This is a genomic window from Micromonospora sp. KLBMP9576 (assembly GCF_050941805.1).
Classification (GTDB): Bacteria; Actinomycetota; Actinomycetes; order Mycobacteriales; family Micromonosporaceae; genus Micromonospora.
The window spans coordinates 2903898-2929740 of record NZ_CP194567.1 but is presented as its reverse complement, the minus strand read 5'-3'; the positions used below and the strand labels follow the sequence as shown (position 1 = coordinate 2929740).

Annotated in this window: 27 protein-coding genes; 9 read left to right on the top strand and 18 right to left on the bottom strand. The window is 74.5% G+C overall.

The window, feature by feature from the left end; translation table 11 throughout:
- Window position 1 precedes the first annotated feature (1 nt).
- Complete coding sequence (locus ACQ452_RS13095) at window positions 2-1270, bottom strand: cupin domain-containing protein (protein WP_433393505.1); 1269 nt, start codon at window positions 1268-1270, stop codon at window positions 2-4.
- 10 nt (window positions 1271-1280) lie between these two features.
- Complete coding sequence (locus ACQ452_RS13090) at window positions 1281-1583, bottom strand: hypothetical protein (protein ID WP_433393503.1); 303 nt, start codon at window positions 1581-1583, stop codon at window positions 1281-1283.
- Window positions 1584-1784: 201 nt separating this feature from the next.
- Here ACQ452_RS13090 and ACQ452_RS13085 point away from each other — a divergent pair, with 201 nt between their 5' ends.
- Entirely contained in the window at window positions 1785-2660 is an 876-nt protein-coding gene (locus ACQ452_RS13085) for a DUF72 domain-containing protein (RefSeq protein WP_433393501.1), read from the top strand.
- 68 nt (window positions 2661-2728) lie between these two features.
- Here ACQ452_RS13085 and ACQ452_RS13080 read toward each other — a convergent pair whose 3' ends face one another.
- From ACQ452_RS13080 to ACQ452_RS13045, 8 genes are all read right to left on the bottom strand, one after another.
- A complete protein-coding gene (locus ACQ452_RS13080) occupies window positions 2729-3157 on the bottom strand; it encodes a DUF2267 domain-containing protein (RefSeq protein WP_433393499.1) in 429 nt (142 codons plus the stop codon).
- Window positions 3150-3335, bottom strand: coding sequence for a hypothetical protein (locus tag ACQ452_RS13075; RefSeq protein ID WP_433393497.1), 186 nt, complete (start codon window positions 3333-3335; stop codon window positions 3150-3152). Before ACQ452_RS13075 ends, ACQ452_RS13080 begins: the two co-directional genes overlap by 8 nt.
- 115 nt (window positions 3336-3450) lie before the next feature.
- On the bottom strand, window positions 3451-4323 hold the full coding sequence (locus ACQ452_RS13070) for a DUF72 domain-containing protein (RefSeq protein ID WP_433393496.1): 873 nt from the start codon (window positions 4321-4323) through the stop codon (window positions 3451-3453).
- A gap of 48 nt (window positions 4324-4371) precedes the next feature.
- A complete protein-coding gene (locus ACQ452_RS13065) occupies window positions 4372-4770 on the bottom strand; it encodes a TraR/DksA family transcriptional regulator (protein WP_433393494.1) in 399 nt (132 codons plus the stop codon).
- 159 nt (window positions 4771-4929) lie between these two features.
- A complete protein-coding gene (locus ACQ452_RS13060) occupies window positions 4930-5568 on the bottom strand; it encodes a uridine kinase (RefSeq protein ID WP_433393492.1) in 639 nt (212 codons plus the stop codon).
- 81 nt (window positions 5569-5649) lie between these two features.
- Window positions 5650-6249 (bottom strand): winged helix-turn-helix domain-containing protein, encoded by a 600-nt coding sequence (locus tag ACQ452_RS13055; protein ID WP_433393491.1) that lies wholly within the window; start codon window positions 6247-6249, stop codon window positions 5650-5652.
- A gap of 377 nt (window positions 6250-6626) precedes the next feature.
- Window positions 6627-7085 (bottom strand): rhodanese-like domain-containing protein, encoded by a 459-nt coding sequence (locus tag ACQ452_RS13050; RefSeq protein WP_433394127.1) that lies wholly within the window; start codon window positions 7083-7085, stop codon window positions 6627-6629.
- A gap of 166 nt (window positions 7086-7251) precedes the next feature.
- Window positions 7252-7629: a signal peptidase I gene (locus ACQ452_RS13045; RefSeq protein ID WP_433393489.1), complete on the bottom strand. Its 378-nt coding sequence runs from the start codon at window positions 7627-7629 to the stop codon at window positions 7252-7254.
- A 64-nt stretch (window positions 7630-7693) separates the two neighbouring features.
- On the opposite strand from ACQ452_RS13045, the gene ACQ452_RS13040 reads away from it, so the two are divergent.
- Window positions 7694-8092, top strand: a complete 399-nt coding sequence (locus ACQ452_RS13040) for an ankyrin repeat domain-containing protein (protein ID WP_433393487.1) — start codon at window positions 7694-7696, stop codon at window positions 8090-8092.
- A gap of 53 nt (window positions 8093-8145) precedes the next feature.
- Complete coding sequence (locus tag ACQ452_RS13035) at window positions 8146-9093, top strand: DUF3500 domain-containing protein (RefSeq protein WP_433393486.1); 948 nt, start codon at window positions 8146-8148, stop codon at window positions 9091-9093.
- 24 nt (window positions 9094-9117) lie between these two features.
- Here ACQ452_RS13035 and ACQ452_RS13030 read toward each other — a convergent pair whose 3' ends face one another.
- The 5 genes from ACQ452_RS13030 to ACQ452_RS13010 form a co-directional block, all read right to left on the bottom strand.
- Entirely contained in the window at window positions 9118-9621 is a 504-nt protein-coding gene (locus tag ACQ452_RS13030) for a DUF2231 domain-containing protein (RefSeq protein WP_433393484.1), read from the bottom strand.
- Window positions 9622-9898: 277 nt separating this feature from the next.
- On the bottom strand, window positions 9899-10594 hold the full coding sequence (locus ACQ452_RS13025) for a GAF domain-containing protein (RefSeq protein WP_433393483.1): 696 nt from the start codon (window positions 10592-10594) through the stop codon (window positions 9899-9901).
- 182 nt (window positions 10595-10776) lie between these two features.
- On the bottom strand, window positions 10777-13068 hold the full coding sequence (secA2, locus tag ACQ452_RS13020; protein ID WP_433393481.1) for an accessory Sec system translocase SecA2: 2292 nt from the start codon (window positions 13066-13068) through the stop codon (window positions 10777-10779).
- A 206-nt stretch (window positions 13069-13274) separates the two neighbouring features.
- Complete coding sequence (locus ACQ452_RS13015) at window positions 13275-14363, bottom strand: zinc-dependent alcohol dehydrogenase (RefSeq protein ID WP_433393479.1); 1089 nt, start codon at window positions 14361-14363, stop codon at window positions 13275-13277.
- Window positions 14356-15363: a Gfo/Idh/MocA family protein gene (locus ACQ452_RS13010; protein ID WP_433393477.1), complete on the bottom strand. Its 1008-nt coding sequence runs from the start codon at window positions 15361-15363 to the stop codon at window positions 14356-14358. The genes ACQ452_RS13015 and ACQ452_RS13010 overlap by 8 nt, the downstream gene beginning before the upstream one ends.
- Before the next feature lie 226 nt (window positions 15364-15589).
- Here ACQ452_RS13010 and ACQ452_RS13005 point away from each other — a divergent pair, with 226 nt between their 5' ends.
- The 5 genes from ACQ452_RS13005 to ctaD all read left to right on the top strand — a co-directional run bounded on the left by ACQ452_RS13005 (window position 15590) and on the right by ctaD (window position 21388).
- Window positions 15590-16573 (top strand): glucosyl-3-phosphoglycerate synthase, encoded by a 984-nt coding sequence (locus ACQ452_RS13005; RefSeq protein ID WP_433394125.1) that lies wholly within the window; start codon window positions 15590-15592, stop codon window positions 16571-16573.
- Window positions 16574-16646: 73 nt separating this feature from the next.
- A complete protein-coding gene (locus ACQ452_RS13000) occupies window positions 16647-17801 on the top strand; it encodes a glycosyltransferase (RefSeq protein WP_433393476.1) in 1155 nt (384 codons plus the stop codon).
- A gap of 168 nt (window positions 17802-17969) precedes the next feature.
- Complete coding sequence (locus tag ACQ452_RS12995) at window positions 17970-18434, top strand: DUF4383 domain-containing protein (RefSeq protein WP_433393475.1); 465 nt, start codon at window positions 17970-17972, stop codon at window positions 18432-18434.
- Between the two features lie 114 nt (window positions 18435-18548).
- Window positions 18549-19277 (top strand): ATP-binding protein, encoded by a 729-nt coding sequence (locus tag ACQ452_RS12990; RefSeq protein ID WP_433393474.1) that lies wholly within the window; start codon window positions 18549-18551, stop codon window positions 19275-19277.
- A gap of 107 nt (window positions 19278-19384) precedes the next feature.
- Window positions 19385-21388, top strand: coding sequence for an aa3-type cytochrome oxidase subunit I (gene ctaD / locus ACQ452_RS12985; RefSeq protein WP_433393473.1), 2004 nt, complete (start codon window positions 19385-19387; stop codon window positions 21386-21388).
- Window positions 21389-21470: 82 nt separating this feature from the next.
- On the opposite strand, the gene ACQ452_RS12980 is transcribed toward ctaD, so the two are convergent.
- Complete coding sequence (locus ACQ452_RS12980; RefSeq protein WP_433393472.1) at window positions 21471-22610, bottom strand: SigB/SigF/SigG family RNA polymerase sigma factor; 1140 nt, start codon at window positions 22608-22610, stop codon at window positions 21471-21473.
- A gap of 229 nt (window positions 22611-22839) precedes the next feature.
- On the bottom strand, window positions 22840-24252 hold the full coding sequence (locus ACQ452_RS12975; RefSeq protein WP_433394123.1) for a hypothetical protein: 1413 nt from the start codon (window positions 24250-24252) through the stop codon (window positions 22840-22842).
- A gap of 211 nt (window positions 24253-24463) precedes the next feature.
- On the opposite strand from ACQ452_RS12975, the gene ACQ452_RS12970 reads away from it, so the two are divergent.
- The gene (locus ACQ452_RS12970) at window positions 24464-24694 is read left to right on the top strand and encodes a CDGSH iron-sulfur domain-containing protein (protein WP_433393470.1); all 231 of its coding nucleotides are present in this window, start codon (window positions 24464-24466) and stop codon (window positions 24692-24694) included.
- A 41-nt stretch (window positions 24695-24735) separates the two neighbouring features.
- Here ACQ452_RS12970 and ACQ452_RS12965 read toward each other — a convergent pair whose 3' ends face one another.
- Window positions 24736-25827: an iron-containing redox enzyme family protein gene (locus ACQ452_RS12965; protein ID WP_433393469.1), complete on the bottom strand. Its 1092-nt coding sequence runs from the start codon at window positions 25825-25827 to the stop codon at window positions 24736-24738.
- Window positions 25828-25843: the final 16 nt, after the last annotated feature.

Below are 25843 nucleotides of genomic sequence, written 5' to 3'. Positions count from 1 at the left end.
ATCAGGCGGGGACCAGCACCGCCTCGCGCAGCAGGCGGCGGGCCAGGGTGAGCCGGTCGGCGTCGTCGTCGAGGCCCGGCAGGTCGCCGACCCGGACGGATTCGCCGCCGAGCAGGGCGCGCACCGCCGGCGCGCACGACGCGGGCAGGGTGATCGTGCGGTCGAACAGCACCAGCGCGACCCGGTCGCCCCGCTCGGCGAGCCGCCACCGCAGGCCACCGCGTGGGGCGAGGCGGGTGTCGGCGTCCAGCGCCGCCAGGGCGGCGGCCTGGGCCAGGGGCCGGATGGGCGCCGGGCGGGCGGCCGGCCAGGCCCGCTGCCGCAGCCGGGCGGCGATCGCCGCCGGGTCGGCGCGCAGCAGCCAGTCCCGCAGCGCCTCCACCGTCTCGGTCAGCTCCGGCTCGATGGCGTCCGGGTCCGACAGGTCGGTGCCGAACGGCAGGGTGGCGCGCAGCCGCTGGTCCTCGGCGGCGAGGGCGAGCAGCTCCTCGACCATGGCGTAGCGGGTCAGCGCCCGCACCCCGACGGTCAGGTGCAGGGAGGCGGACTCCTGGGCCTGCGCGCTGTGCAGCCAGCCGCGCGGCAGGTAGAGCGCGTCACCGGGGGCGAGCACCACGTCGAGCGCGGCGGGTCCGTCGGCCGTGGCGGCGACCTCGTCGGCCCGGCCGCCCCAGGGCTGCTTCTCCAGCGGGTCGGGCAGCACCGGCGGGTGGATGCGCCAGTGCTTGCGGCCGTCGACCTGCAGGACGAAGACGTCGTGCGTGTCGTAGTGGGTGGCGAAGCCCTGGTTGCCGGCGGGGGTCAGGTAGGCGTTGACCTGCAACGGCTGCCCGACGGCGGTGCCGAGTTCTCGGGTGAAGTCGATCAGGGCCGGCCAGGTGCGGTGCAGGCCCTGCAGGACGAGGGTGGCGCCGCCGGCGTACAGCTCCAGGACCCGCTCGTCGAGGACCTGGTCGCCGATCTCCGCGCCGGCGCCGCCGCTGCCGGTGAAGCGGGCCGCCGGCACGAGCTGGCCGTCCCTGGCGATCCGCAGGAAGGGGGTACGCAGGCCACGGCGGCTGAGCAGCTCGTCGGCGTCGGCGGGGCTGAGCAGGTCGGTGAAGCCGGCCGGGTTGGGCAGCTCGTCGGCGCGCGACAGCAGCGGCGTACGTCCCCAGTGGGCGGCGGCGAACTTGGCCGGCTCGACGCAGACGCAACGGGCGAGCGCGTCGGTGGCCACGGACGGCGCCGCCGGGCGGCCGTGGCCGCCCGGCGGGTCGATGTCTGTCACGGCTGGTCCTTCAGGCGCTGCCGTCGGCGCCACCGTCGTGCTGGCCGGGGGTCGCGCCACCGTCGGCCGGACCCTCCGCGCTGCCGTCCGCGCCACCGTCGTGCTGGCCGGGAGTCGCGCCACCGTCGGCCGGACCCTCCGCGCTGCCGTCCGCGCCACCGTCGTGCTGGCCGGGAGTCGCGCCACCGTCGGCCGGACCCTCCGCGCTGCCGTCGGCGCCACCGTCGTGCTGGCCGGGAGTCGCGCCACCGTCGGCCGGACCTTCGAGGCCGCCACCGCTGGTGGTCTGCATGTCGTCGTCGTTGAGTGCCATGGGTGCTCCCTAGGGATGTGCCGCCCCGCCGGTTACGCCGGGGTCCGTCGTGCAGCGGTGGTACCCCCCGCGCGATCTTCTGTAACCCCACCGTAGACGGTCTTTCCGGCCCACACCGGCGGTTCGCGGTGCAGGGGTGCGGCCCGGTGCGGGACGGGCGCCCCTGGCGTCGCGTCGCCGCCCGGCGCGAGGGCGCCGGCGGTGGCAGGATGGGTGCTGCCCGACCGGGAGGTGCGCGATGACCGAGCTGCGGCAGGCCGGCCGATGATCCTGCTCGGCACCTCGGGGTGGCAGTACCGCGACTGGCGGGGCCCCTTCTATCCGCCCACGCTGCCGCAGCGGCTCTGGCTGGAGCACTTCGCCGCCCGGTTCGCCACCGTGGAGGTGAACAACGCCTTCTACCGCCTGCCCGAGCGCGACACCTTCGCCGCCTGGCGGGACCGCACGCCGGACGACTTCTGCGTGGCGGTGAAGATGAGCCGTTACCTCACGCACATCAGGCGCCTGCGTGACCCGGCCGAGCCGGTGGCCCGCTTCCTGGGCCGGGCCACCGCGCTCGGCGACCGGCTCGGCCCCGTGCTGCTGCAACTGCCGCCGAACCTGACCGCCGACCCGGCGGCGCTGGACGCCACGCTGCGGCTCTTCCCCGCCGAGGTGCGGGTCGCCGTCGAGCCCCGGCACCCGTCGTGGTGGACCGACTCCACGCGCGCCGTGCTGGAGCGGCGGCGGGCGGCGCTGGTCTGGGCGGACCGGCGCGGCCGGCCCGTGGCGCCCCGCTGGCGCACCACCGACTTCGGCTACCTGCGGCTGCACGAGGGGCGGGCCGCCCCGTGGCCCCGCTACGGCCGCACCTCGCTCGCGTCCTGGGTGCGCCGGCTGGCCGACGGGTTCGGCGACGACGAGCCGGCGTACGTCTATTTCAACAACGATCCCGGCGGCGCCGCCATCGTCGACGCGACCGCCTTCGCCGCGCTCGCCCGCCGCGCCGGCCGGTCGGTCAGCCGGGACCCGGGGACACCGCCGGCCCCCGCCGCCCGGCCCGCCGACCTGACCGTGCCGTCGCGTGGGCCGACCTGACCGCGCCGGCGTGTCCGGCCTGACCGGCGTGGCCCGCCCCACCGGGCGGCGGGGCGGGCCGGCGCGGGTCAGGGAATCATGGTCGCCACGTCGCGGGGCATGGTGGCCTTCACGTCGTCCCACTCGCCCTGCGTCACGTGCCGGCGCAGGGTCTCCAGCACCACCCGCACCACACGTTCGGGGCCGCCCTCGACGTCGTACGGGAAGCCCTGCCGGACCTCCAGCAGGAAGTCGTCCCGGTTGAGTTTCACCGGCACGTCCTGTGGTTGCCAGCCGTCGAAGTAGATCCCGCGCACGAGCACCGGCAACTGCGCGGCGAACTCCACGCTCTCCTGCACCGGCATCCGGTCGCGCAGCAGGTGCAGCACGGTGCGCAGCGCCGAGTAGGACTGGTTGCGCCGCGACTTGGGCCAGCCGTAGGCCTGCTCGATGTCCCGCAGGATCAGATTCGTCTTGTCCATGGAGGACTCGAACGCGGAATGCAGCTGCTCAGCCATCTCCCCACCCCCGTACGTCGGTCTCCCAGCGTCGGTCGTCGTCGCGGCGCGGCGGCCCCACCGGGCCGCGCGGCTGCCGGGTCACCCCGACCCGGACGGGACGCGGCGCCCGGCGGGCGCCGGCGGCCGACCCGACGACGTGCAGCACCCGCCGGCCCGGCACCACCCGAACCGTCATCTCCACCCACCTCCGTGGTGTAGCCGGCGCACCCGCCGGTCGCGGGCACGCACCGTGCATGCTGCGCGACGACGGGGTGAGGCGTCCTCACCCGGACGGGGTGAGGCGGTCCCGCTCAGGCCGCGTCGAGCAGCCCGGCGAGGGTCGCCGCGTTGGTCTGTGCGAAGTCCCGGTAGCAGTTGTTCATCAGCACGTGGGTCTGCGCGGTGGAGTCGGCCAGCTCACGCAGCTTCGGCGCCCAGTCGCGCAACTCCCGCTCCGAGTAGCGGTAGCCGAACTTCTCGTGGATGTCCCGGCTGGTCCACCTGTCGCTGTGGCCGTGGAAGCGGACCACCGCGAGATCCGCGGTGGCGGCCAGCACCGGGGGCACCGACGAGCGGTGCCCCTGCGGCATGTCCACGCAGACGTACGCGAGTCGGTGCTGGCGCAGGAAGGCGATGGTCTCGTCGGCGTTGGCGCCGTCGAACCAGGAGGCGTGGCGGAACTCGTAGACCGGGCGCAGCGGGGCGCACCGTTTCGCCACCTCCAGCAGGTACTGCTTGTTGTCCCGCCTGATGGTGAACCAGGGTGGGAACTGGAACAGCAGCGCGCCGAGCTTGCCCGCCGCCACCAGCGGGTCCAGCGCGGCGAGGAAGCGCGTCCAGACCTCCTCGTACGCCTGCGCCGGCAGGTCGCCATGGTAGAGGTTCTTCTTCCCCGTCTCCGGCCGGAGATCCTTGTAGAGCGCGCCGACCCGGGTGGGGTGCCCGGTGAGCAGGCTGAACGCCTTGACGTTGAAGGTGAAGCCGGCCGGGGTGCGCTCGGCCCACAGCCTCGCCGTCCGCTCGGCGGGCGGCGCGTAGTAGGTGGCGTCGACCTCGACCAGCGGGAATTGGCGGGCGTAGTACGCCAGCCGCTTCTCCGGGGTGTCGGCGGTCTGCGGGTACCAGCCGGAGTCCAGCAGCGTCCGGTCGGTCCAGGAGGCGGTGCCGACCTTGATCTCACCCATCAGTCGACCTCGCCGCGTTCCGAACCGACCGGCAACCGTTGGCGGGGATCAGGCCGCCCGGCGCTCCCGGTTCTGCTTGCACTGCACGCAGGTGGTCGCGGAGGGGAAGATCTCCAACCGCTCGACGGGGATCGCCGAGGCGCAGCCCTCGCAGAAGCCGTAGGTGCCCTCCTCCAGCCGGGTCAGCGCGTGCTCGTACTGGACACGGCGGTCGAGGATGGTGCGCAGCAGGGACTGGGCGGTGTCCCGCTCCGCCGTCTTGGTGCCGCTGTCGGCCTGGTCGTCGCCGGCGGTGTCAGCCACCTCCACCAGCCGCAGCACGTGGCTCTGCAGCACCGCCTGCTCGTACTGCGCGGACAGCTCGTCGTAGCGGGCCTGCAGGGAGCGCCGGATCTGGTCGACCTCCGTCTGGGATCGGCCCGTACCGATCGTGTCGTGGACGAGCATCGCTGCCTGCCTTTCTGCCCTGAGGTTCCGCCGGGGCACCGGGTCCGTACGCCCGACGCCGGATCGGTCCTGGCACGGGCGGATCACCCGTGCTCTGTGAGCCGGGCGATTACCCCGCTGCGGCGCCGAGCAAACCGACGATTTTCGGGCCCATCGGCGTCAGGGCGACTCCGGGGGCTCGACCAGGGCCGGGTGCCGGGGATCGTCGGCGCGCACCACGACGTCGGCGAACGAGGCGGGCGCGACCTCGTCGGCGTAGCGGGCGAAGGCGGGCAGCGTCCAGCGCAGCGCCGGGTCGGTGCGCCGGGCCAGGGCCGCCGCCGAGAGCGCCAGGTGGACCGTGACGTCGAAGGGCAGGCCACCGCCGAGCAGCAGCGCCCCGCTGACCAGCAGGACGCCCCCGGTGGGCAGGTCCACGTACGCGGCGCGGCTGGCCCGGTCGGCGGTGGCGTCCCAGAGCGAGGGCAGCACCCGGCCGGTGCCGTCGGGGCCGGCCGGGTCGAGCACCTCCCGGCGCAGCCCCGGTTCGTCGACCCAGCCGTCGTAGTACGCGTCGGGGTTCCGCCGGCCGTACTCCAGGCGCACCGAGGCGGGCCGGAGGAAGTCGGCGGCACGGACGTGCAGGGCGGGCCGGCCGAGGGCGCGCAGCGGGTCGACCAGCGCGCCGGCGAGTTCGTCCGGGCCGGCCGCCGGGGCCCCGTCGACGGCCACCCGCAGCCGGCCCGGGGCGTCGGTGCCGGCGAGGCGCTCGGTCAGCTCGGCGACGAGCCGCTGCGGGGAGATGGGTCGGATCCGCATCCGACCATGGTGCCCCGCCACCCGTCGCCGCCGCGCGGGGCGGGGTGGCGACGGGTCGGCCCCGCGCGCGCCCGCGCGGGGTCAGCTACTGCGGTCGATGGTGACGCGGGCGTCGTCGGCGAGCCGGTAACCCACGCCGTAGACGGTGGTGACCAGCGGGACGTCGACGCCGACCTTGCCGCGCAGCCGGCGGACGTGCACGTCCACGGTGCGCACGCCGGCGTGCTCGTAGCCCCAGACCGCGTTGAGCAACTGCAACCGGGTGAACACCCGACGGGGGTGCGCGACGAGGTGCAGCAACAGGTCGAACTCCAGCCGGGTCAGCGGCAACGGCTGGCCGTCGCGCAGCACGGACCGCGACGACGCGAGGATGTGCAGGGTGGGGATGGTGGCGGCGACCGGGCGGGCCGGGGAACGCCCCGCCGGCACCGGGTCGGGCCGACGCTCGACGGCGGCGATGATGGTGCCCTCGCCGCGTTCCAACATCTCCCGGGCGGCCTCCAGCAGCCGCCGCGCGGGCGGGGTCAGCGACTCCTCGCACGCCAGCGGGATGTTCAGGGTCACCGTGAGCATCGGCGCGGCGATGGTCACGGGGCGACGCTGGCCGCCGGGGGGTCGGCCGGGAACGGCGGGCTGGGACGTATGCCAGCCGGCGCGCGGCGAGGCGGGGCTGACCGACATGGTCCTCCTTGGCTGGTCCGGGTGTATCTCCCCACGGCCCGGGACGCCGCTTCATCGATGCTTCCCGGCACCCGGGCGGGGGTCAAGGGGCGAATGCGTTGCATGACTGTGACAATTGACGAACGCATCGGAGCCGACTGCTCGCTCTGCGTATGAAGCCTGATGATTACAGCAGAGTCGCCGGGATGCCCCGATACGGGGGTGCCCGCCCGGTTCGCGGTGCTCGAGGCGGGTGTCGCCGCCGGCCGGGGGCCGGGCACGGCGGCGGCCCGGTGGGTGCGCACCCCGTCACGAGCCGCCGGCGCCCGGCGTACCGGGGACGGGACGACGAGCCTCCCGCACCGGGCGCGGCGGTCAGGACGGCGGCGGGCCGACGCTCACCGGGGGCGCGAGAGTGGACGCACGCCCCGGCGGGTGGGGCCGAGCACGGGCAGACCGGCGAACCGCCAGGCGACGAAGCCGCCGACGACGTCGGTGGCGTGGCGTAGCCCGAGCTCCTGCAGGGCGGCGGCGGCCAGCGAGGAGGTGTAGCCCTCCTGGCAGATGACCACCACCCGCAGGTCGTAGCCGACCGCCTCGGGCAGCCGGGCCGGACATCGGGGGTCGAGGCGCCACTCCAGCACGTTGCGTTCGATCACCAGCGAGCCGGGCACCGTGCCGTGGGCGGCCCGCTGGGCGGCCGGGCGGATGTCGACCAGCAGAGCCCCGCCCCGGTACGCCAGATGTGCGCGCTCCGGGTCCAGCCGGCGCAGGCGCGCCCGGGCGGTGGCCAGGATCTCGTCGATGCCCCGGGAACCCGGCGGCGGCACCAGGGACGGGTCGTCGGCCTGCGCCATGGTCGTGGCCTCCACTGCTCGGCGGTGCACATCGGACGGCGGATCGCCGGCGCCGGGTGGACGTCGGTCGGGCATGGCGGTCCTCGCGGCTCGGCGGGTACGTGCCACCAGAATAGCCCCCTAACCCTACTGGTTTAGTATGCAATCCCAGCGCTCGGGACGCTGGTCAGCGGCGCACCGGCGGCGCCACCCGGTAGCCGGGGACCGACGGCCAGCGCACCGTCAGCACCACCGACTCCCGTTCGGCGTACCAGGAGTGGTCCACACCCCGCCCCCACACCACGTAGTCACCGGGCTCGCCGAGCACCACCGTCCGGTCCGGCAACTCGACCCGGAACCGGCCACTGACGAGCACCAGCAGGGCCGTGCGCCGCTCACCCGTGGCCCACCGCGAACGCGTCTCCCCGGCCGGATGCACCCCCCACTTCACCTCGACGTCGGCGCTGTGCCGGGCGTCGCCCGGTGGCATGAAGTGCCCGAGCAGCCAGCCGGCGTTCGTCGCCCCGTCGACGCCCGCGTTGCCCACGTGGACCCTGTCGTCCATCGAACCCTCCCCCAGCCTGCCGGCCGAGCAACGTACCAGGCCGGCCGCCGACTAACCTGGACCGGTGAGTGAGGAACTCGACGCCGAGACCCTGGCGTTCGCGCACCGGATGTTCGACCTGGCGCGCGACGGCGCCACCGCCGAACTGGCCGACTACGTCGACGCGGGACTGCCCGTCGACATGACCAACGACAAGGGCGACACCCTGCTGATCCTGGCGGCGTACCACGCCCGGCCGGAGACCGTCGCCGCGCTGCTCGCCCGGGGTGCCGACCACTCGCGGACCAACGACCGGGGGCAGACCGCGCTGGCCGCCGCCACCTTCCGCAGCAGCACCGAGGCGATCCGGGCGCTGCTCGCCGCCGGGGCCGACCCGCACCACGGCAGCCCGTCGGCGGTGGAGACCGCCCGCTTCTTCGACCTGTCCGAGATGCTCGCGCTACTGACCGCGTCGACCGGCTGAGCGGCGGGCGGGTCGGGCGACGCCACGCCCACGACGCCCGGTATACAGGGTCGGTGGACGATCCCCTGCCCGAGCAGATGCGCACCGCCGCCACGGCCCTGCTGGGCGCGCTGGACGAGCCCGCCCGCGCCCGCGCCGTGCACCGCTTCGACGACGAGGCGGCCCGCCGCTGGCTCGAGTACCGGCCGCGGCCCCGGCCCGGCGTCTGCCTGGCCGACCTCGACCGCGCGGGACGCAAGGCCGCGCACCGGCTGCTGGCCACGGCGCTGAGCCCGTCGGCGTACGCGCAGGCCATGGCGATCGTCGCGTTGGAGGAGGTGCTGGACCGGGCCGAGGGCTGGCGCCGGGGCCGGCACAGCGGCGACTACTGGGTGGCCATCTTCGGCGACCCGGCCCGCGACGACGCGTGGGCGTGGCGCCTGGAGGGGCACCACCTGTCGGTGGGCATGACAGTGGTGGCCGACCAGGTCTCCCCCGCGCCGATCTTCCTCGGCGCCAATCCGGCCACCGTCCGGTACGCCGGCCGCCCCGTCTCCCGACCCCTGGCCGTGGAGGAGGACCTGGCCCACGCCCTGCTCGACGCCATGGGTCCGGCGGCCCGGGCCGCGGCGGTCGTCGCCGACGAGGCGCCCAGGGACATCATCAGCGCCACCCGCCCGCGGGTCGACGCGCCGCTGGAGCCGCTCGGGGTGCCCGCCGACCGGCTCGGCCCCACCGGCCGGGCCCTGCTGGACCAGCTCGTGGCGCTCTACCTGGACCGGCTGCCGCCGGAGTTGGCGATCCGGGAGTCACGGCGGCTGGGCGTGGGCGAGCTGCACTTCGCCTGGGCCGGCCCGACGGCGCCCGCGACGCGCCACTACTACCGGGTGCAGGGCGACAACCTGCTCATCGAGTACGACAACACCGCCGACGACGGCAACCACGCGCACACCGTGCTCCGCCGCCCCAACAGCGACTTCGGCGCCGACGTGCTGGCCGCCCACCACGCCGAGTCCCACTGACCCGCAGCGCGCCCCGCCCGCCGCTCAGAGGCGGTGGTGGGCCAGGTCGACGGTGGAGTCGCGACGGTCGACCAGGGCGTCGAGGCCGCGGGCGTCGGCGCGGCTGCCGGCCTCGAAGCGGCGAACCAGCCGGGCACCCAGCGAGACGCCGACCGCGCCGACGCCCAGGGCGACCAGCTCGGTGACCAGCAGCACGACCGAGGCGCCCCGCTGCGGCGCGTCCGCGCGGACGAGGCAGGCGACCAGGAACAGCGCGGCCATCCCCACGTTCACCAGGTTGAAGGTGATCGCGGTACGGCGGGTCCGGTCCACCGGGACGTCCCACAGGTCGATCATGCCGGCCACGGCGGCCAGGGCGGCGGCGAACAGGGCCGCCACGGACGTCCAGTAGCCCACCTCGCCGAGGAAGGCCGGCCCGCCGAGCACGTCGGTCAGGTCGAACACGGTCGCGCTCACGAAGAGCCCGAACGGGAACGTCACCAGCATCGGTTGGATAGGGTGCCCCTGCACCCGCAGCCGGCTCTGCATGGTTCCTCCCCAGGCTCGCGCGTGTCGCCAGTCCAGGGTGCTACCCGCGCGCCACCCCGGCGAAACAGCAGGAGCCCCGGGCCTCCCGCGGGCCACACCGGCAACGGGCGGGTGCGGGTACGGTCCGGGTCGGTCGTGCCGGGTGCGGTCCGGTCAGTTGTCCCGGGGGCGCGACACGGTGCATGGACCAGGCTCGCGCGTGTCGGTCAGGGTGCTACCCGCGCGACGGCTGAGCCCCGGGCCTCCCGCAGCGGGGATGTCGAGTGACGACGTCCGGTCAGTTGTCCCGCGCACTGCGCAGCACGACCTGGCCAGCGCCGCACTCGTCCAGCGCCTCCCCGGCCGGGCAGCCGCGCTGCGTCATGATCACGCCGATCGCCTGCCCGATCACCCCGTCGCCGAGGGCCGCGGAGTCCGCCTCCCCGGCCCGCGCCGCCTTACGCGCCCGGTCCCGGACGGCGGCGAGCAGCAGCCCGGCGTGCTCGGCGAGCAGCATCGCGGTGAGCTGGTGCCCGGGGGTGAGCAGGTCGGTGCCCCCGGCATAGAGGTTGATCGCCCCGATCACCTGCTCGTCGACGTCGACCGGCGCCGAGATCACCCCGCGCACGCCCAGCTCCCGCGCCCGCGGCGTCCAGGCCGGCCAGCGCTCCTCACGGTCCAGCCGGTCGGAGAGGATCATCTCCCGCCGCCGGATCGCGTCCATCGCCGGCGAGTCCGGGCCGTGCCGCAGGTCGTCGAGGCCCGCCAGGCGGGCGTCGGAGGCCGCCACCCCGGCCGGCTCGCCGGCGCGCAGCGCGGTGAAGCCGCACCAGCTCACGCCGGCCACCGCGTCGCGGGCCGTACGCACCAGCGCGTCCAGTGCCTCGTCGAAGTCGTCCACGGCGATCAGCCCGGCGGTCAGCTCGCGCAGCAGAGCGGCGGTCTCCAGGACACCGAGCCGTTCGACGGCCGGATCCCGCATGTCCAGGTTCACCGGCCCGCTGCCTCCGCCGTCTCGGCGCGTGCCATCGCACGCCCGACCGGCCCCGTCACCTGTGCCATGTCTGGTTCTCTCCCGACTCCTCGGACCAGAGGCCTACTACCCTCGCAAACCAGGGTCGAAACGGCGCAAAAGGGGGCCCCTTCCGGCACCGGGTGCCGGAAGGGGCCGATGTGTCAGCGCGAGGCGGAGCTGAGTCGCCGACCGACAGAGGCGATCAACCTGTCCAGCTCCGAGCCGAACGGGTTGTCGTGCACCAGGTAGGTCCAGGTGGCGCTGGGCCGCACCAGCTTCGCCTCGTCCGGCTCCCAGCCCTCCTCGAACTCCGTCTCCTCGAAGGTGTCGATCGTGCGCCGCTCGATCTCCGGGACCAGGTTGTTGAACGCCGGCACCGCCGCCCGGTGGAACTCGTCGAGCGGGTCGAGCCGGCCGAGCGCGCGCAGGTGCACGCCCTCGCGCACCTCGGAGAGCTCCGCGAGGTGCTCGGCCCAGAGCCGGTCGAGGTGGAACAGGGCGATCGACCGGGCGACCCGGGCCAGCAGGTCCTCGTCCATCTCGCCGGCCTTCTCCGGCACCCGCTCCAGCAGCATCAGCGCCGCCACGTCGCTGGTGAGCAGCCGCTCCCGGCGCTCCGCGAGGGCCTTGCGCTGCTGCTCGATGACCACGCTGTAGCGCCAGGTGTTGCGGTGGATCTCGTGGTTGACGCCCTCGGCGACCCGCTGGGCGTGCTCCACGGCGTACTCGACCTGCTCGTCGGTCACCAGGCCGTCGGCGTTCATCCGGGGCGAGGCCGGGACGGCGTCGCCGGCGTGCCGCACGACCAGGTCGTCCTCCAGGCTGACGAAGAAGACCGAGCCACCCGGGTCGCCCTGGCGGCCGGCCCGACCGCGCAGCTGGTCGTCGACGCGCCGGCTGTCGTGCCGGCCGCTGCCGATCAGGTAGAGGCCGCCCAGCTCGGCCACCCGGTCCCGGTCGGCCTGGTCGCTGCCGCCGAGGCGGATGTCCACGCCCCGGCCGGCCATCTGCGTGGAGACGGTCACCGCGCCGTACGCGCCGGCCTCGGCGATGATCGCCGCCTCCTCGTCGTCGTTCTTCGCGTTGAGCACCACGCAGGGCACCCCGGCGGTGTTCAGACCGGCCGCCAGCCCTTCGGACTCCTTCACGTCCAGGGTGCCGACCAGCACCGGCCGCCCGCGGTCGTGGTGGCGCTTGATCTCGTCGATCAGCGCCTCCTCCTTCTCCGCCCGGGTGGCGTAGATGCGGTCCGTCTCGTCCTCACGCACGCAGGGGGTGTTCGGCGGGATCACCGCCACCTCCAGGTCGAAGAACTCCCGCAGCTGGTCGCCGACCAGCACCGCGGTCGCCGTCATGCCGCACACCTTGGGATAGAGCCCGATGTACGCCTGCACGGCGATGGTGCCGAGCACCTCGCCCTCGGCGCTGGCGTCGAGGCCCTCCTTGGCCTCCACCGCCGCCTGCAGCCCGTCGGGCCAGCGCCGGCGCTGGGCGACCCGGCCCCGCATCTCGTCGATCAGCTCGACGGAGCCGTCGCGCACGATGTAGTCGACGTCGCGGTGTAGCAGGGCGTGCGCGTGCAGCGCCACGTTCACCGCGGAGAGCTGTGCGACGTGTTCCTCGTCGTACAGGTCGATGCCGAGGCGGGCCTCCACGGCGGCCAGGCCGGCGGCGGTGAAGGCGACGCTGCGGCCGTCCTCGGCCACCGTGTAGTGCTTGCCCTTGCGCAGGCCGCGCACCTGCGCGGCGGCGGCGTGCACCGGATCCTGCTCGCCGGCGACCGCGCCGGCGAGCACCATCGGCACCCGGGCCTCGTCGATGAGGATCGAGTCGGCCTCGTCGACGATCGCGGTGCGCAGCGGCGGCTGCACCCGGTCCTCCACCTCGGTGACGAGCTGGTCGCGCAGGTAGTCGAAGCCGGCCTCGCTGACCGAGACGTAGGTGACGTCGCAGGCGTACGCGTCGCGCCGCTCCTGCGGGGTGGACGCCTCGTTGACCCAGCCGACCGTCAGGCCGAGCAGCGTGTAGACCGGCTCCATCCAGCGGGCGTCACGGCGGGCCAGGTAGTCGTTGACGGTGAGCACGTGCACCGGGCCGTTGCCCAGCCGGACGTGCCCGTACGCGGCGACGGCGGCGGTGAGCGTCTTGCCCTCACCGGTGGCCATCTCGGCGACCTTGCCCGAGAGCAGCGCCATCGCGCCGAGCAGCTGCACGTCGTACGGCCGCTGGTCGAGGCCGCGGCGGGCGGCCTCGCGGCCGACCGCGCAGATCTCCTCGTAGCTCGTGGCCTTGCCGGCGACCTCGGTCAGCTCGGCGTCGTCGAGCGCGGAGAGCTCGTCCTCGCGCGCCTCGACGGCCGGCAGCAGCTTCTCCAACGGCCCCAGGTCGACCGTCGTCCCCGGGCGCTGGAGGAACCGGCGGAACCTGTTCTTCAAGCGTTGCGACACACCCATGAGCGGCAACGGTACGCGACCGGACCCGGCATCGGCGGCCCACCCGGCGCGCCGCCGTACCGGTGTCGCCGCCGGACCGCCCGCGAGCTGCCACCGGACCAGCCGGAAGCTCACACCGGACCAGCCGGAAGCTGGCGGCGGCCGGCCGCCCGAGCCCGCCGCGGGGGCCGGCCGCGGTCTCGGGCGCGGCCGGCCCCGGGCGACGGTCAGACGGTCAGCACCACCTGGAGTTCCTGGCGGCGCCGCTCGGCGAGGTCGGTCAGCAGCGTCGGCGCCTCCTCGAACGGCACCACCGCCGAGACCAGGTGCTTGCGGATCACGTCCCCGTACGCGCGCAGCAGGTCGATCGTCTCGGCGGAGAGGCGCTCCCGGTCCCAGGTGGGGGCGAGCCCGCGCGGCACCCGGCCGATCTGCGCGCAGCGCAGCGACAGCCCGTTGTGGTGGAACTCCTCACCGAGGCGGACCGCGTCCGCGCCGTCCTGGTAGAAGGCCAGGTCGACCACCGTGCCCTGAGGGCGCAGCAGACGCAGCGCGAGCTGCAACGCCCACGCCTGCCCCCGGCACTGGAACACCACGTCGGCGCCCCGGTCGCCGGGGCCGTGCGCCCAGCGGGTCTTGAGCACCACCGCCGGGTCGTCGGCCTCCGGGTCGAGGGTCTGCAGGCCCAGGGCCTCGGCGACGGCCCGCCGCTGCGGGGTCGGGTCGAGCACCACCACCGAGGCGGCGCCGTGCCGCCTGGCGAACAGGGCGGTCAGCAGGGCCACCACCCCGCTGCCGACGACCGCGACCCGGCGGCCGCGCACCCCGTCGCCCAGCGACCGCACGTCGGCGCCGTGCAGGTCGGCGGCGGCGTGCAGCACCCCGTTGGCGCAGATCGGTCCCATGTGCGCGACGTAGACGCCGAGCAGCGGGTCGAGGTCCTCGGGCAGCGGCACGAACCGCTCGGCGACCGGGTCGGCGACCCAGCCGGTGCGGTGGCCGTACGTCATCGCGCCGACGGTGCCCTCGGCGATGGCCGGGGTGCGGCTCTGCACCACCCGGCCGACCTGCATGTAACCGAGCCGGTTCACCGGGTACGGGGTGCTCGCCGCGCCCGGACGGAAGAGCCCGAGGGCGGCGTCCCAGGTGACGTTCAGGTAGGGGTTCGTGCCCTTGACATAGCTCAGCTCGGTGCCCGCGGAGACGCCGCTGAACAGCGTCTCGACCCGGAACGTGCCCTCGGTCAGCTCCGGGGCGTCCTGCTCGACCAGCTCCACCCGGCCGGGGCCGCTGACCACCACCACCTTGTCACGCATCGACCGTCACCCCCGTGCTCAGCGGCGCGGCGGCCGGGGCGTCCAGGCGCACCGGCCGGCCGGTGCGGGCGGAGTCGGCGACCGCGAGGGCGAGCCGCTGGGTGCCGAGGGCCTCGGCGTACGGGACGCGCACGTCGTCGCCGACGCCCCGGACCGCGTCGACGAAGGCCCGGTCCACGGCCACCCGGGCGGCGTCCGGGTCGGCCTCGAAGCGGCGTTCCCCGTCGGCGTCGCGGACCACCAGGGCGTCCTCGGTCAGCGACAGCGCCAGCCCGTCGGCGAGGATCTCCAGCCCGGCGCGGTGCTTCCAGCCGAGCACGCAGGCGGCGGTGAGGGTGCCGACCGCGCCGTTCGCGAAGCGCAGCGTCGCGGTGGTCACCGAGTCGATGTCGGCGCCGTCGACGGGCGGCGGGGTGCCGTTGCCGTACGCGGTTACCTCGGTGACCTCCCCGACCAGGCACCGGACCAGGTCGAGCACGTGGGCGGCCTGCTCGACGACCGGGCCGCCGGAGCGGTCCCGCCGCGACCACCACGCCACCGGGGGGACCTTGTCCCACCACGCGCCGGCGACCATCCGCACCGGACGGTCGCCGAGCAACTCCCGGGCCTGCTGCACCACCGGCAGGTACCGCCAGTGGTGCCCGACGCCGGTGAGCAGCCCGCGCCGGGCCACCAGGTCGGCGATCCGCTCGGCGGTCACCAGGTCGACGGCGACCGGCTTCTCCACGAACATCGGCACCCCGGCCGCGACGACGGCCTCCTCCGCCGGCCCGTGGGCGAACGGGGGCACGCAGACGTAGACCGCGTCCGGGCCGGCGGCCAGCAGCTCGGCGACGTCGCCGAAGGTACGGGTGCCGTGCGCCCGCGCCAGTTCCTCCGCCGCCTGCGGCAGCACGTCGGTCACTCCGAGCAGCTCCACGTCCGCGAAGCCGCCCAACACCCGGGCGTGGCGTTGCGCCACCCCGCCGGCCCCAACAAGTCCCACCCGGCACGTGCGCATATGAAAAGCCCTTCGTCATGTTTTCGTGTTTCAGCGACAGCACTCCCCTGGCGCGGTCGCAACCAAACGTTCACCGGGGCGCAACTCGGTCACGGCACCATCGTGATCAAGCTGTTAGCCATCAGCGGTTAGCGCGAGGGGCGGAGTGGGAAAAACAACGAACGGTTTTTCCACCACGATCATGGGGGTGCCTGTGCGGAACGCGGAAACGACGGTTTCACCGGTGGTGGAGGCGTGGGCCACATACCGCACCACCTCCGCCAACGACTGGCCGGCGCGGCGCCTGATGCGCGCCAAGGGAGACAACAGGGTCAGCGTGGTGCTGCCGGCCCGCAACGAGGAGGCGACAGTCGGCGCGATCGTGTCGACCATCCGTGAGCACCTGATGGAGCGGGTGGCCCTGGTCGACGAGCTGATCGTCGTGGACTCCCGGTCCACCGACCGCACCGCCCAGGTGGCCCGCGCGGCCGGCGCGGAGGTCGTCGGGCAGGACGCGATGACGCGGGGGCTGCCCCAGCTCACCGGCAAGGGCGACGCCCTCTGGGCGGGGCTGGCCGCGGCCGAGGGTGACGTGGTGGCGTTCATCGACGCCGACCTGCGCGAGTTCCGCCCGCACTTCGTGACCGGGCTGATCGGACCCCTGCTGACCGACCCGTCGGTGGACTTCGTGAAGGGCTTCTACCACCGCCCCCTGGTCGGGGCGTCCAGCGTGGAGGCCGACGGCGGCGGGCGGGTGACGGAGCTGATGGCCCGGCCGATGCTGAACCTGTTCTGGCCGGAGCTGGCCGGCTTCGTGCAGCCCCTCGCCGGTGAGTACGCCGGGCGCCGGGAGGTGCTGGAGCGGGTGCCGTTCGTCTCCGGCTACGGCGTGGAGACGGCCATGCTGATCGACCTGCTCGAACTGGTCGGCCTGGACGCGCTGGCCCAGGTGGACCTGGGCGAACGCAAGCACCGCCACCAGGACACCGCCGCCCTGGGCCGGATGTCGGCGCAGATCATGCTCACCGCCTGGTCGCGGTTGCAGCGGCGCGGCTGGGCGGCACCGGGCGCGATGCCCGCCGCCCTGCTGACGCAGTTCCGGCGCGGCGGCTCCGAAGCCCTGCCGAACCTCGACCGCGAGATCGTCGTCAGCGACGTCTCCGTGGCGGAGCGCCCGCCGCTGGCGGAGCTGCGCCACCGCATCCCCCGCCGACGCGTCGCCGCGGCATGAGCGTGCGACAGGTGATGACCGTGGGCCCCGGGGCGCGGACGCCCCGGGGCCCCGCCGAGGTAAGGAACCCCGCATGAGCCTGACCGTCCTGATGAACGCCGGTCCCTGGCTGTCCGTGCCGCCACCCGGCTACGGCGGCATCGAGAACGTGATCGCGACGCTGGTGCCGGAGCTGCGCCGGCTCGGCGTACGGGTGGTGCTCGCCTCGGTCGGCAGCAGCACGCTCCCGGTCGACGAGATGTTCTCGGTCTTCCCCGACGGCCAGTTCCACGCCCTGCAACGGCCGTACAACCAGGTCTGCGGCATCTCGCAGGCGCACCTGTCCGGGGTGGTGCGCGCGCTGCGCTCCCGCGACGACGTCGACGTGATCCACGACCACGTGGAGGCCGTCGGCCTGGCCACGCTCGCCGCCATGGGCCCGGACGCCCCGCCTGCGCTGCACACGCTGCACTGGGACCTGGCCAAGCACCCCGCGCTCTACGGCAACTTCGACGGCGGCGACCGGGTCCGGGTCAACGGCGTCTCCGCCTCGCAGGTGGCGCGCGCCCCCCGGGCGTTGCGGGAGCACTCGGTGGGGCACGTGCACCTGGCCACCCCGCTCGCCGTGGACGCGGACCGCCGGCCCCCGGCGGTCAAGGGCGACTACCTGATCATCCTGGGCCGGATCAACCCGGGCAAGGGGCAGGACGTGGGGGCGCGCCTGGCCCAGCGGTTGGGGCTGCCGCTGGTGCTCGCCGGGCCCGTCGGCCCGTACCACCGGCCGGAGGACCTGGCCGCCGCCGGGGACGAGGCCCGGCAGAACCCGGACGTGCGGTTCTTCCACGACGAGGTGGCCCCGCACGTCGACGGCGACCTGGTCCGCTGGGTCGGCACGGTGGCCGGGCAGGAGCGCGACGACCTGCTGGCCGGGGCGCGGGCCTCGCTGTTCCCGCTGCGCTGGGAGGAACCGGGCGGCACCGCGGTGGTCGAGTCGTTGGCGCTGGGCACGCCGGTGGTGGCGACCGCGCGGGGCTGCCTGCCCGAGCTGATCGAGCACGGCCGCACCGGCCTGCTGACCACCGACGAGGACGAGCTGGGCGACCTGCTGCTGGCCGCCAAGACGCTCGACCCGGGCGAGTGCCGGCGCGAGGCCGCGCTGCGCTTCACCCCGGCGGTGATGGCCGAGAAGTACGTGGGCCTCTACGAGCGGGTCCGTCAGGGCGCCGCCACGCGCCTGCAACCAGCCTGACGGAGGCCGTGCGTCGCCGGGCCGCCCCGCCGTGCGTCGGCGGGGCGGCCCGCTCGCGTTGTGCCGCCGGCACCTCGACGCCCCGCAGTGCCGGTGGCCGGGGGGTTTGCCGGCGGGGGCAGCGGGAAGTCGCGCGACGCCTGGCTTCCGCACAGTAAGGAGATGGCAGTGACCGGTCCCACGGCGCGCTCGCGCGCCCGGCACGACCCGGCGGACGGCAGGGCGCCGGTGCGGCGGGCCGCCACGGTCGTGTCGGTGCTCTTCCTCCTGATCGGCGTGCTCGGCTTCGTGCCGGGCGTCACGAGCGACTTCGGCGACCTGCGCTTCGCCGGGCACGAGTCGGAGGCCAGACTGCTCGGCCTGTTCCAGGTCTCCGTGCTGCACAACATCGTCCACCTGCTCTTCGGGGTGGTCGGGCTGGCGCTGGCCCGCACCATCTCGGGCGCCCGGACGTTCCTGGTCGGCGGCGGCGCGATCTACCTGGTGCTCTGGCTCTACGGGCTGGTGATCGACCACGACAGCGAGGCCAACTTCATTCCGCTCAACACCGCCGACAACTGGCTGCACCTGTTCCTCGGGCTGGGCATGATCGCGCTCGGCCTCCTGACCACCCGGGGCCGCCCCCGACGGTGACGCACCGTGACCCATCGGACCGACCGGCGGTGCACGCCCGCCGGCCGGTCCGGTTTGGTGCCGCGCGGGCCCGGGTAGTTCGCAGATCTACCGACGAGGCGAAACGAGGTGCCCATGCCGAGCCGGATCAGCTGCGAGGTGCAGGACGAGTCACCCGTGACCGTCGTGCGCGTTCGGGGCGGCCTCGATCTCGGCACCATGCGGACGGTGCACCACACGCTGGACGGCTGCCTCGCCGAGCAGCCCGACGCCCTCGTGGTGGACCTCACCGACGTCACCGTGGGTGACCCGCTGGCCCTGTCGGTCTTCGCGGCCGCCGCCCGCCGGGCGGCCGGCTGGCCCGCGGTGCCCGTCGTGCTCTGCGCCCCGCCGCCCGAGGCGGCGGACTGGCTGGCGCGGTCGACCGCCTGCCGGGTGGTGCCCGTACGCCCGGACCGCGACGAGGCGACCCGGGTGGCGAACGCGGCGGCGGCGCCCCGGCTGCGGGTCCGCCTCGAACCGGTCGCGGACGCCTGCCGGCGGGCGCGGGAGCTGGTGGGCGACGCGTGCGCGCGGTGGCAGCTACCGGCGGCTGCCGGCCCGGCGTCGCTGGTGCTCAGCGAGCTGGTCGGCAACGTGGTCCGGCACGCCGGCACGCCGATGCGGGTGACGCTGACGCTGTGCCGGCCCTACCTGCACGTGACGGTGGCCGACGGCAGCCGGGCCGTGGTCCGGGAGAGGTCCGCCGACCCGCGGGTGGAGGGTGGCCGCGGGCTGATGCTCGTGCGCGAGCTGGCCCAGCGGTGGGGCAGCGTCCCGGTGGGGGACGGCAAGGTCGTCTGGGCCACCCTGCCCGCCAATTGACCTAATTTACCACTCTCGCCTGAATAACCGCTGTCGCCTGGTTTCATGGCATGAGGGGCGGGTAGGCCGCGCCGTCCTATCTGTCGTCATGGCGGGGTGAGAGGCACATGCCCAAGCGGGTAACCACGGAACCTGCACGTGACCGGGGGCCGGCGATCCTGGTGCCGGCGCGATTCGGCGGCTTTCCCGGGCCGCTGCGCAAGGCGGTCCCGGGCGGAAAGCTGACCCGGTTCCTCGGCACCACGGACCACAAGCAGATCGGTCTGCTCTACCTGCTGACCTCGTTCTGCTTCTTCCTGGTCGGCGGGATCGAGGCGATGCTGATCCGGGCCGAGCTGGCCCGGCCCGGCCTGCAGTTCCTCTCCGCCGAGCAGTACAACCAGCTCTTCACCTCGCACGGCGCGGTCATGCTGCTGCTGTTCGCCACCCCGGCGGCGTTCGGGTTCGCCAACTACATCGTGCCGATCCAGATCGGCGCGCCCGACGTGTCGTTCCCCCGGCTCAACGCCCTCGCCTACTGGCTCTACCTGATCGGTGGCCTGATGGTGCTCGGTGGTTTCCTCACCCCGAACGGCTCCGCCGACTTCGGCTGGACCGCCTACACGCCGCTGAGCAGCCAGGAGCACTCGCCCGGCGTCGGCGCCAACCTGTGGGTGATCGGCCTGGTCGTCTCCGGGCTGGGCACCATCCTCGGCGCGGTCAACCTGATCACCACGATCCTCACCCTGCGCGCGCCCGGCATGACCATGTTCCGAATGCCGATCTTCACCTGGAACATGCTCTTCACCAGCGTCCTGGTGATCCTGGTGTTCCCGCTGCTCGCCGCCGCGCTGCTGGCCCTCGCCGCGGACCGGCTGCTCAACGCCCACGTCTACGACCCGTCGACCGGCGGGCCGATGCTGTGGCAGCACCTGTTCTGGTTCTTCGGCCACCCCGAGGTCTACATCATCGCGATACCCTTCTTCGGCATCATCACCGAGATCATCCCGGTCTTCTCCCGCAAGCCGATTTTCGGCTACACCGGCCTGGTGCTGGCCACCATCGCGATCACCGTGCTCTCGATGACCGTGTGGGCGCACCACATGTTCGCCACCGGGCAGGTGCTGCTGCCGTTCTTCAGCATCCTGAGCTACCTGATCGCGGTGCCGACCGGGGTGAAGTTCTTCAACTGGATCGGCACGATGTGGAAGGGGCAACTCACCTTCGAGACGCCGATGCTCTTCGCGATCGGCTTCCTGGTCACCTTCCTCTTCGGCGGCCTCACCGGGGTGCTGCTGGCCAGCCCGCCGGTGGACTGGCACACCCACGACACGTACTTCGTCGTCGGGCACTTCCACTACGTGCTGTTCGGCACGGTGGTCTTCGCGCTCTTCGGCGGCCTCTACTTCTGGTGGCCGAAGATGACCGGCCGGCTGCTCGACGAGCGGCTCGGCAAGGCCCACTTCTGGACGATGTTCATCGGCTTCCACGGCACCTTCCTCGTCCAGCACTGGCTGGGCAACGAGGGCTTCCCCCGCCGGTACGCCGACTACCTGCCCAACGACGGGTTCACGGCGCTGAACACCGTCTCCACCATCTTCTCGTTCGTGCTCGGCGCCTCCACGCTGATCTTCATCTACAACGCCTGGAAGTCCTGGCGGTACGGGGCGGTGGTGACCGTCGACGACCCCTGGGGTTTCGGCAACTCGCTGGAGTGGGCCACCACCTGCCCGCCGCCGCTGCGCAACTTCGACCGGATGCCCCGCATCCGCTCCGAGCGCCCCGCCTTCGACCTCAAGTACGGGCCGCTGGTCGCCGACCTCGGCCGCGACCTGCCGCAGCGCGCCACGAAGCCGCCGCAGGACTTCCGCGACGAGTTGCACCGCGAGAAGCACCGGCCCGACTCCCCGTCGCTGGAGGGGGCGCACGGCGCGCGCGAGGCGACCGCGTACCACCCGGCGCCGCAGTCCGGGGCGCGGCCGGTGGACGTACCGGAGCCCGACGACGTGCGCCGGCCCAGCTTCGAGCAGACCGACGAGCCGGAGGAGACCAACCTCGGCGCCCAGCGGGAGACGCAGGAGAACGACCAGTGGCGGCACCCGCGCGGGCCCGGCGACACGCCGGAGCACTGAGCACGCGTACGCGGCGGGGCCGGCACCGCGTGGGTGCCGGCCCCGCCGCGCGCCGTGCCGGCTGTGGTGGGGGTCGGTGCGCTCAGCCCTCGCGGGCCGGGGCCAGGCCCGCCGCGGTGAGCGAGCGGCGCACGGCCGGCTGGACCCGGGTCAGTCGCAGCGGCACCCCGGTGCGGGCGGCGGCCTCGCGGCCCGCCAGCAGCGCCGCGATGCCGCCGGCGTCGAAGTCGCCCGCGCCGACCAGGTCGACCACCACCTCGGCGGGCTGCCCGGTCACGGCCTCCAGCATCGCCCTGCGGAGCTGGTCCGCGCCGTGCCGGTCGATCTCCCCGCCGACCTCCACGACCACCCGGTCGCCGTTGTGCCGCACCGAGATCCTCGTCTTGGCCGGCTCGGACTCGGCGGCGCCGTTCTGCCACGGTGGCGCGGCGTCGGCGAGCATCGCCTGGCGCAGCCAGGTCAGCGCCCGCGACAACAGTCGGGACACGTGCATCTGGGAGATGCCGAACCGGGCGGCGATCTCCGCCTGGGTCTGGTTGCCGTAGAAACGCATGGCCAGGATGCGCCGCTCCCGCCAGGGCAACCGGTGCAGCAGCCCGCTGACGGTCACCCGGTCGTCGACCGATTCCAGTGCGTTGTCGGACTCGCCGACGAGGTCACCGAACTCGGCGGAGCTCTCCCCGCCGACCGGCGCGTTCAGCGAGGCCGGGCTGTAGCCGGCGGCCGACTCCAGCGCGGCGAGGATCTCCTCCTGCGGCGTCTCCAGCCGCTCCGCCAGCTCGGCGACCGACGGGGCCCGGGACAGCTCGCTGGTCAGCGCCGCGGTGGCCTGCCCCACCTCCAGGATCAGGTCGCGCAGCCGGCGCGGCACGTGCACGCCCCAGGTGCGGTCGCGGAAGTGCCGCTTGATCTCACCGACGATGGTGATCGCGGCGTACGCGGTGAACGAGCCCCGTTCCGGGTCGTACCGGTCGACGGCGTTGACCAGGCCGAGGCGGGCGACCTGCTCGAGGTCCTCCAGCGGTTCGCCCCGCCCCCGGTAGCGGCGGGCCAGCCGGCCCGCGAACGGCAGGGCGAAGCGGACCAGGTCGTCACGTGCCTCCTGGCACCGTTGCGGCGGTAGGCCCTGGATTCGGGCCGCGTACGCCAGTGCGGCCGCGTCCAGGTCCTCCAAGCCCCGTTCGGTCGGTGGTGGTGGTGTGGTGGTGGTCTGTCCGAACATCCGCGCCTCCCTCAGGAAGGTCCCCCGCCCGGATACAGGAAACCGGTCGTGCGCGCGCGTGGTCGCACCACGCACCGGGCCGGAAAGTGGGTCACATGACTGGGATGCCAGCGGGCGACGACGGCGTGCCACAGGGCGCGGTCAGGCCGTCGCAGCCAGCGGTGTTCCCGCTTCGTAGGTACTCAACCACGGGACCCCGGGTTCGCGAGGATGTTTCGAAAGGGCCGGCTCAACAGACCTGTAATCCCTGGTGGGAGCCGCTGTCGCGCAGCGCCGCGAGGGCGTCGACGACGGTCATCGGCGGCGGCGTCGGCAGGTCGTACGGCTGCGCGCGCAGCACCTCCGTCGCCCGGCGGGTGGGCACCGAGGTGACCGGGTAGCCGCGTGCCGAGCTGCGGTCCAGCGCCCTGCGGCGACGGCCGAAGCCGGCGACGGCCAGCCACTGCGGCAACCCGGCCAGCGCCGGCGACCGCAGCCCGGGCGGCTCGGGCAGCACGTCCACCGAGCTGAACGCCTCGCTGCCGGCGAGCCACCACTCCGCCTGCTCCACGCTGCGCCGGGTGGCGTTCTCGCACCAGTAGGGCACCATCCCGGCCCGTACCACCTGCCACGGGTCGAGCAGCCGGCCGCACTCCACCACCAGCCGGTCGCCGGTCTTGCCGGCGGCGCGCAGCCAGCGCCGGTACAGGTCGGCGGTGGCGGCGCTGAGCGCCTCCGGTCGGGGCACGAGGACCTGGTGCAGCGGATGCCCGTGCCGGCCGGTCCACTCCCGGACGGCGGCCTCGAGACCGGGCTCCACGCCGTGCTCGGCCGGCCCGGGCGGGGAGGTGACCTCCGGCGGCGCCCAGCGCGCGCCGTCGCCGCCGACCGCGCGCAGCACCTGGCGCAGGGCGTGGCTGTCGGGGTGGAAGTCGACCGGGTCCAGGCCGCTGGCCGGGCAGCCGACCTGGAAGCTGTGCCCGGGGGCGGAGTCGAACACGGGCCAGGTCCGGGCGTCGTGCAGCAGCAGCACCGGGGCGGCCGGCTCCAGCCGGTCGGCCAGGAAGCGCGCGTACGCGGCCGGCAGGCCCTGCCACCGGGCCGCCAGCGACACCGTCGCGCCGGCCAGCGCGCCCCGGCTGGCGGGGCAGTGCACCTGGCGTACGTGCAGGTCGGCGTTGCCGGCGAGGAAGCGGGCGGCGAGCGCGGCGCCGTGGTCGAGGGCGGCCCGCGGGCGGTCCACGGCCCCCTGAGCCCAGTGCGCGGTCATCTCGAACCCGGCCGGCAGCCAGGGCACGCCGAGCGCCAGCGCCAGGTGCGCGACCGCGCCGTGCGGCGAGCCGATCAGGGCGCCCGGGTAGCGGCGGCGCGGGTACTGCTCGGCGAACCAGCGGGCGACCCGGTCGGCGTCGACCTCGGCCGTCTGGCCGGGGGTGAGCGCCACCCGGCCGGCGGCCCGGGTCACGGCCGCACGCCGCACCGGCTCGGGCGCGCCGGCGAACCGGGACAGGGGTCCGGGGTGCCCGGGGTGCCCCAGGTCGGCGCAGTCGGCGCCGCGCAGCGCCCGCGCGGTGGCGGCCACCAGGACGCGGGCGAGGCTGCCCGCGGCCACGACCCGGTCGCCCGCCAGCCCGGCACCCGCCGCCGTGAGCCCCTCGCGCACCTCGTGCACCGGCTCCACCTTGCCTCGTTCGCTCACCACGCGGCCCGGCTTCCCGCCCCGATGCGGTTCAAACGGGGCATCCCCCACCGTGCGGGAGCAACCAGAAGATCCCGGACGGGTCGCCGAAGCGGGCGGGGACGCCGGGCGCCGGCCGGTACGACACGCCGGTGAGCCGGGTTTCAGGGTCGGCGCAAGGGGCACATCAGCGCCCATGCGCAGCGACGACGACGCCCCCGCGGCGACGACCACCATCACCCCGTACCGGGACGGGCCGCTGCTGGTCCGGGGCGATTTCGCCCTGGTCACCCCCGACGGCGAGACCATCGACGCGAGGCGGGGCACGGTGGCGCTGTGCCGGTGCGGCAAGTCGGCGCTCAAGCCGTTCTGCGACGGCACGCACAAGGCCGTCGGCTTCCGGGCCGGCACCGCCCGCGACCGCTGACCCACCACCTCACCGCGTCGCGCCGGACGGGCCGGCCGGCGTCAGGCCACGACGGCGGCGCGGCTGCCGGGTCGCGGGCGCCCTCGCAGGTCGATGCGGATCCCCGCGGCCTGGTCGCGCAGCGACGTGCGTCCGGCGGCCCAGGCGTCCAGCAGGTGCGCGGCGAAGAGCCGGTCCACCGCCAGCGCGGCGGCGGCGCCGAACAGCACGTCCGGGGCGAGCCCCGGCTCCACCCGCACCAGTCCCCCGCACAGGTCGTGCGCGGCGATCTGCTCGTGCACCGCGTCGGCCTCGACGTGCTCGTCGTAGAAGCGGGTCACCGGGCCGGTCAGGCCGAGGCGGCGCAGCCCGTTGCCGTATCGGCGGTTCGGCAACGAGGAGGTCATCTCGTACGCGGCCAGGTGTCCCATCAGGGCGCCGCGCAGCCGACGGTGCAGCCCGAACAGCGACATCAGGTTGTTGGTGGCCAGGGTGAGCGCCGGCACCTCGTCCAGGTGGGCGGCGTACCCGGTGTCCAGCCCGAGCCGGCCCAGCGTGACGCGGAACAGCTCGGCGTGCATCCGGTCCAGCCGCCCGTTGCCGTACTCGTCCATCTGGATCTCCACCAGCGCGGCCTTCGCGGGGCCGCCGAGGCGTGGCAGGGCCCAGCTGTGCGGATCGGCCTCCCGCAGGTGGTAGATCGAGCGGTGGGTGACGAACTCCCGGAACTGCGCCAGCGACGCCCGGCGCTGCAGGTGCCCGGCGAGCGGCGGCCCGTCGTCCGCGGCGACCACGTCGGCCAGGGCCGCCGGCACCTGACCGGGCGGCACGGCCGGCAACGGCCCCACCAGCGCCCGCACCGCCGCCTCGAAGATCCGTTCGGCGTACGCGCGCAGCCCGAGCAGTGACGGCTGCCACTCCCAGGCATCGTCGACGCCCCGCCAGCCCCGGTAGTGCAGCTCGTAGCAGCAGAAGAGGGTGAGCTGAAGATCCTCGTCGGTGAGCGGGGTGGCCGGGTCGAGCCCGGCGCCGAGCCCCGCCGGCAGGTCGTGCGGCGCCCGCCGCAACGCGTCGAGAAGCGCCGCCGAGACCGGCCCACGGGGCTGCGGCAGGGGTGCGGGACCGTACCGGCGATCCGTGGGTTCTTCGGGCAAGGTGACCTCCAGCGTC

Coding starts and splice junctions, on each gene's coding strand:
- ACQ452_RS12980 (WP_433393472.1), bottom strand. CDS start 22,610: ATGTTCGGACAGACCACCACCACACCACCACCACCGACCGAACGGGGC.
- ACQ452_RS13015 (WP_433393479.1), bottom strand. CDS start 14,363: ATGCGTGACAAGGTGGTGGTGGTCAGCGGCCCCGGCCGGGTGGAGCTG.
- ACQ452_RS13080 (WP_433393499.1), bottom strand. CDS start 3,157: ATGGCTGAGCAGCTGCATTCCGCGTTCGAGTCCTCCATGGACAAGACG.
- ACQ452_RS13070 (WP_433393496.1), bottom strand. CDS start 4,323: ATGGGTGAGATCAAGGTCGGCACCGCCTCCTGGACCGACCGGACGCTG.
- secA2 (WP_433393481.1), bottom strand. CDS start 13,068: ATGGGTGTGTCGCAACGCTTGAAGAACAGGTTCCGCCGGTTCCTCCAG.
- ACQ452_RS13065 (WP_433393494.1), bottom strand. CDS start 4,770: ATGCTCGTCCACGACACGATCGGTACGGGCCGATCCCAGACGGAGGTC.
- ACQ452_RS13075 (WP_433393497.1), bottom strand. CDS start 3,335: ATGACGGTTCGGGTGGTGCCGGGCCGGCGGGTGCTGCACGTCGTCGGG.
- ACQ452_RS13055 (WP_433393491.1), bottom strand. CDS start 6,249: ATGTCGGTCAGCCCCGCCTCGCCGCGCGCCGGCTGGCATACGTCCCAG.
- ACQ452_RS13010 (WP_433393477.1), bottom strand. CDS start 15,363: ATGCGCACGTGCCGGGTGGGACTTGTTGGGGCCGGCGGGGTGGCGCAA.
- ACQ452_RS12990 (WP_433393474.1), top strand. CDS start 18,549: ATGCCGAGCCGGATCAGCTGCGAGGTGCAGGACGAGTCACCCGTGACC.
- ACQ452_RS13000 (WP_433393476.1), top strand. CDS start 16,647: ATGAGCCTGACCGTCCTGATGAACGCCGGTCCCTGGCTGTCCGTGCCG.
- ACQ452_RS13060 (WP_433393492.1), bottom strand. CDS start 5,568: ATGCGGATCCGACCCATCTCCCCGCAGCGGCTCGTCGCCGAGCTGACC.
- ACQ452_RS12970 (WP_433393470.1), top strand. CDS start 24,464: ATGCGCAGCGACGACGACGCCCCCGCGGCGACGACCACCATCACCCCG.
- ACQ452_RS13045 (WP_433393489.1), bottom strand. CDS start 7,629: ATGGACGACAGGGTCCACGTGGGCAACGCGGGCGTCGACGGGGCGACG.
- ACQ452_RS13090 (WP_433393503.1), bottom strand. CDS start 1,583: ATGGCACTCAACGACGACGACATGCAGACCACCAGCGGTGGCGGCCTC.
- ACQ452_RS13050 (WP_433394127.1), bottom strand. CDS start 7,085: ATGGCGCAGGCCGACGACCCGTCCCTGGTGCCGCCGCCGGGTTCCCGG.
- ACQ452_RS13030 (WP_433393484.1), bottom strand. CDS start 9,621: ATGCAGAGCCGGCTGCGGGTGCAGGGGCACCCTATCCAACCGATGCTG.
- ctaD (WP_433393473.1), top strand. CDS start 19,385: ATGCCCAAGCGGGTAACCACGGAACCTGCACGTGACCGGGGGCCGGCG.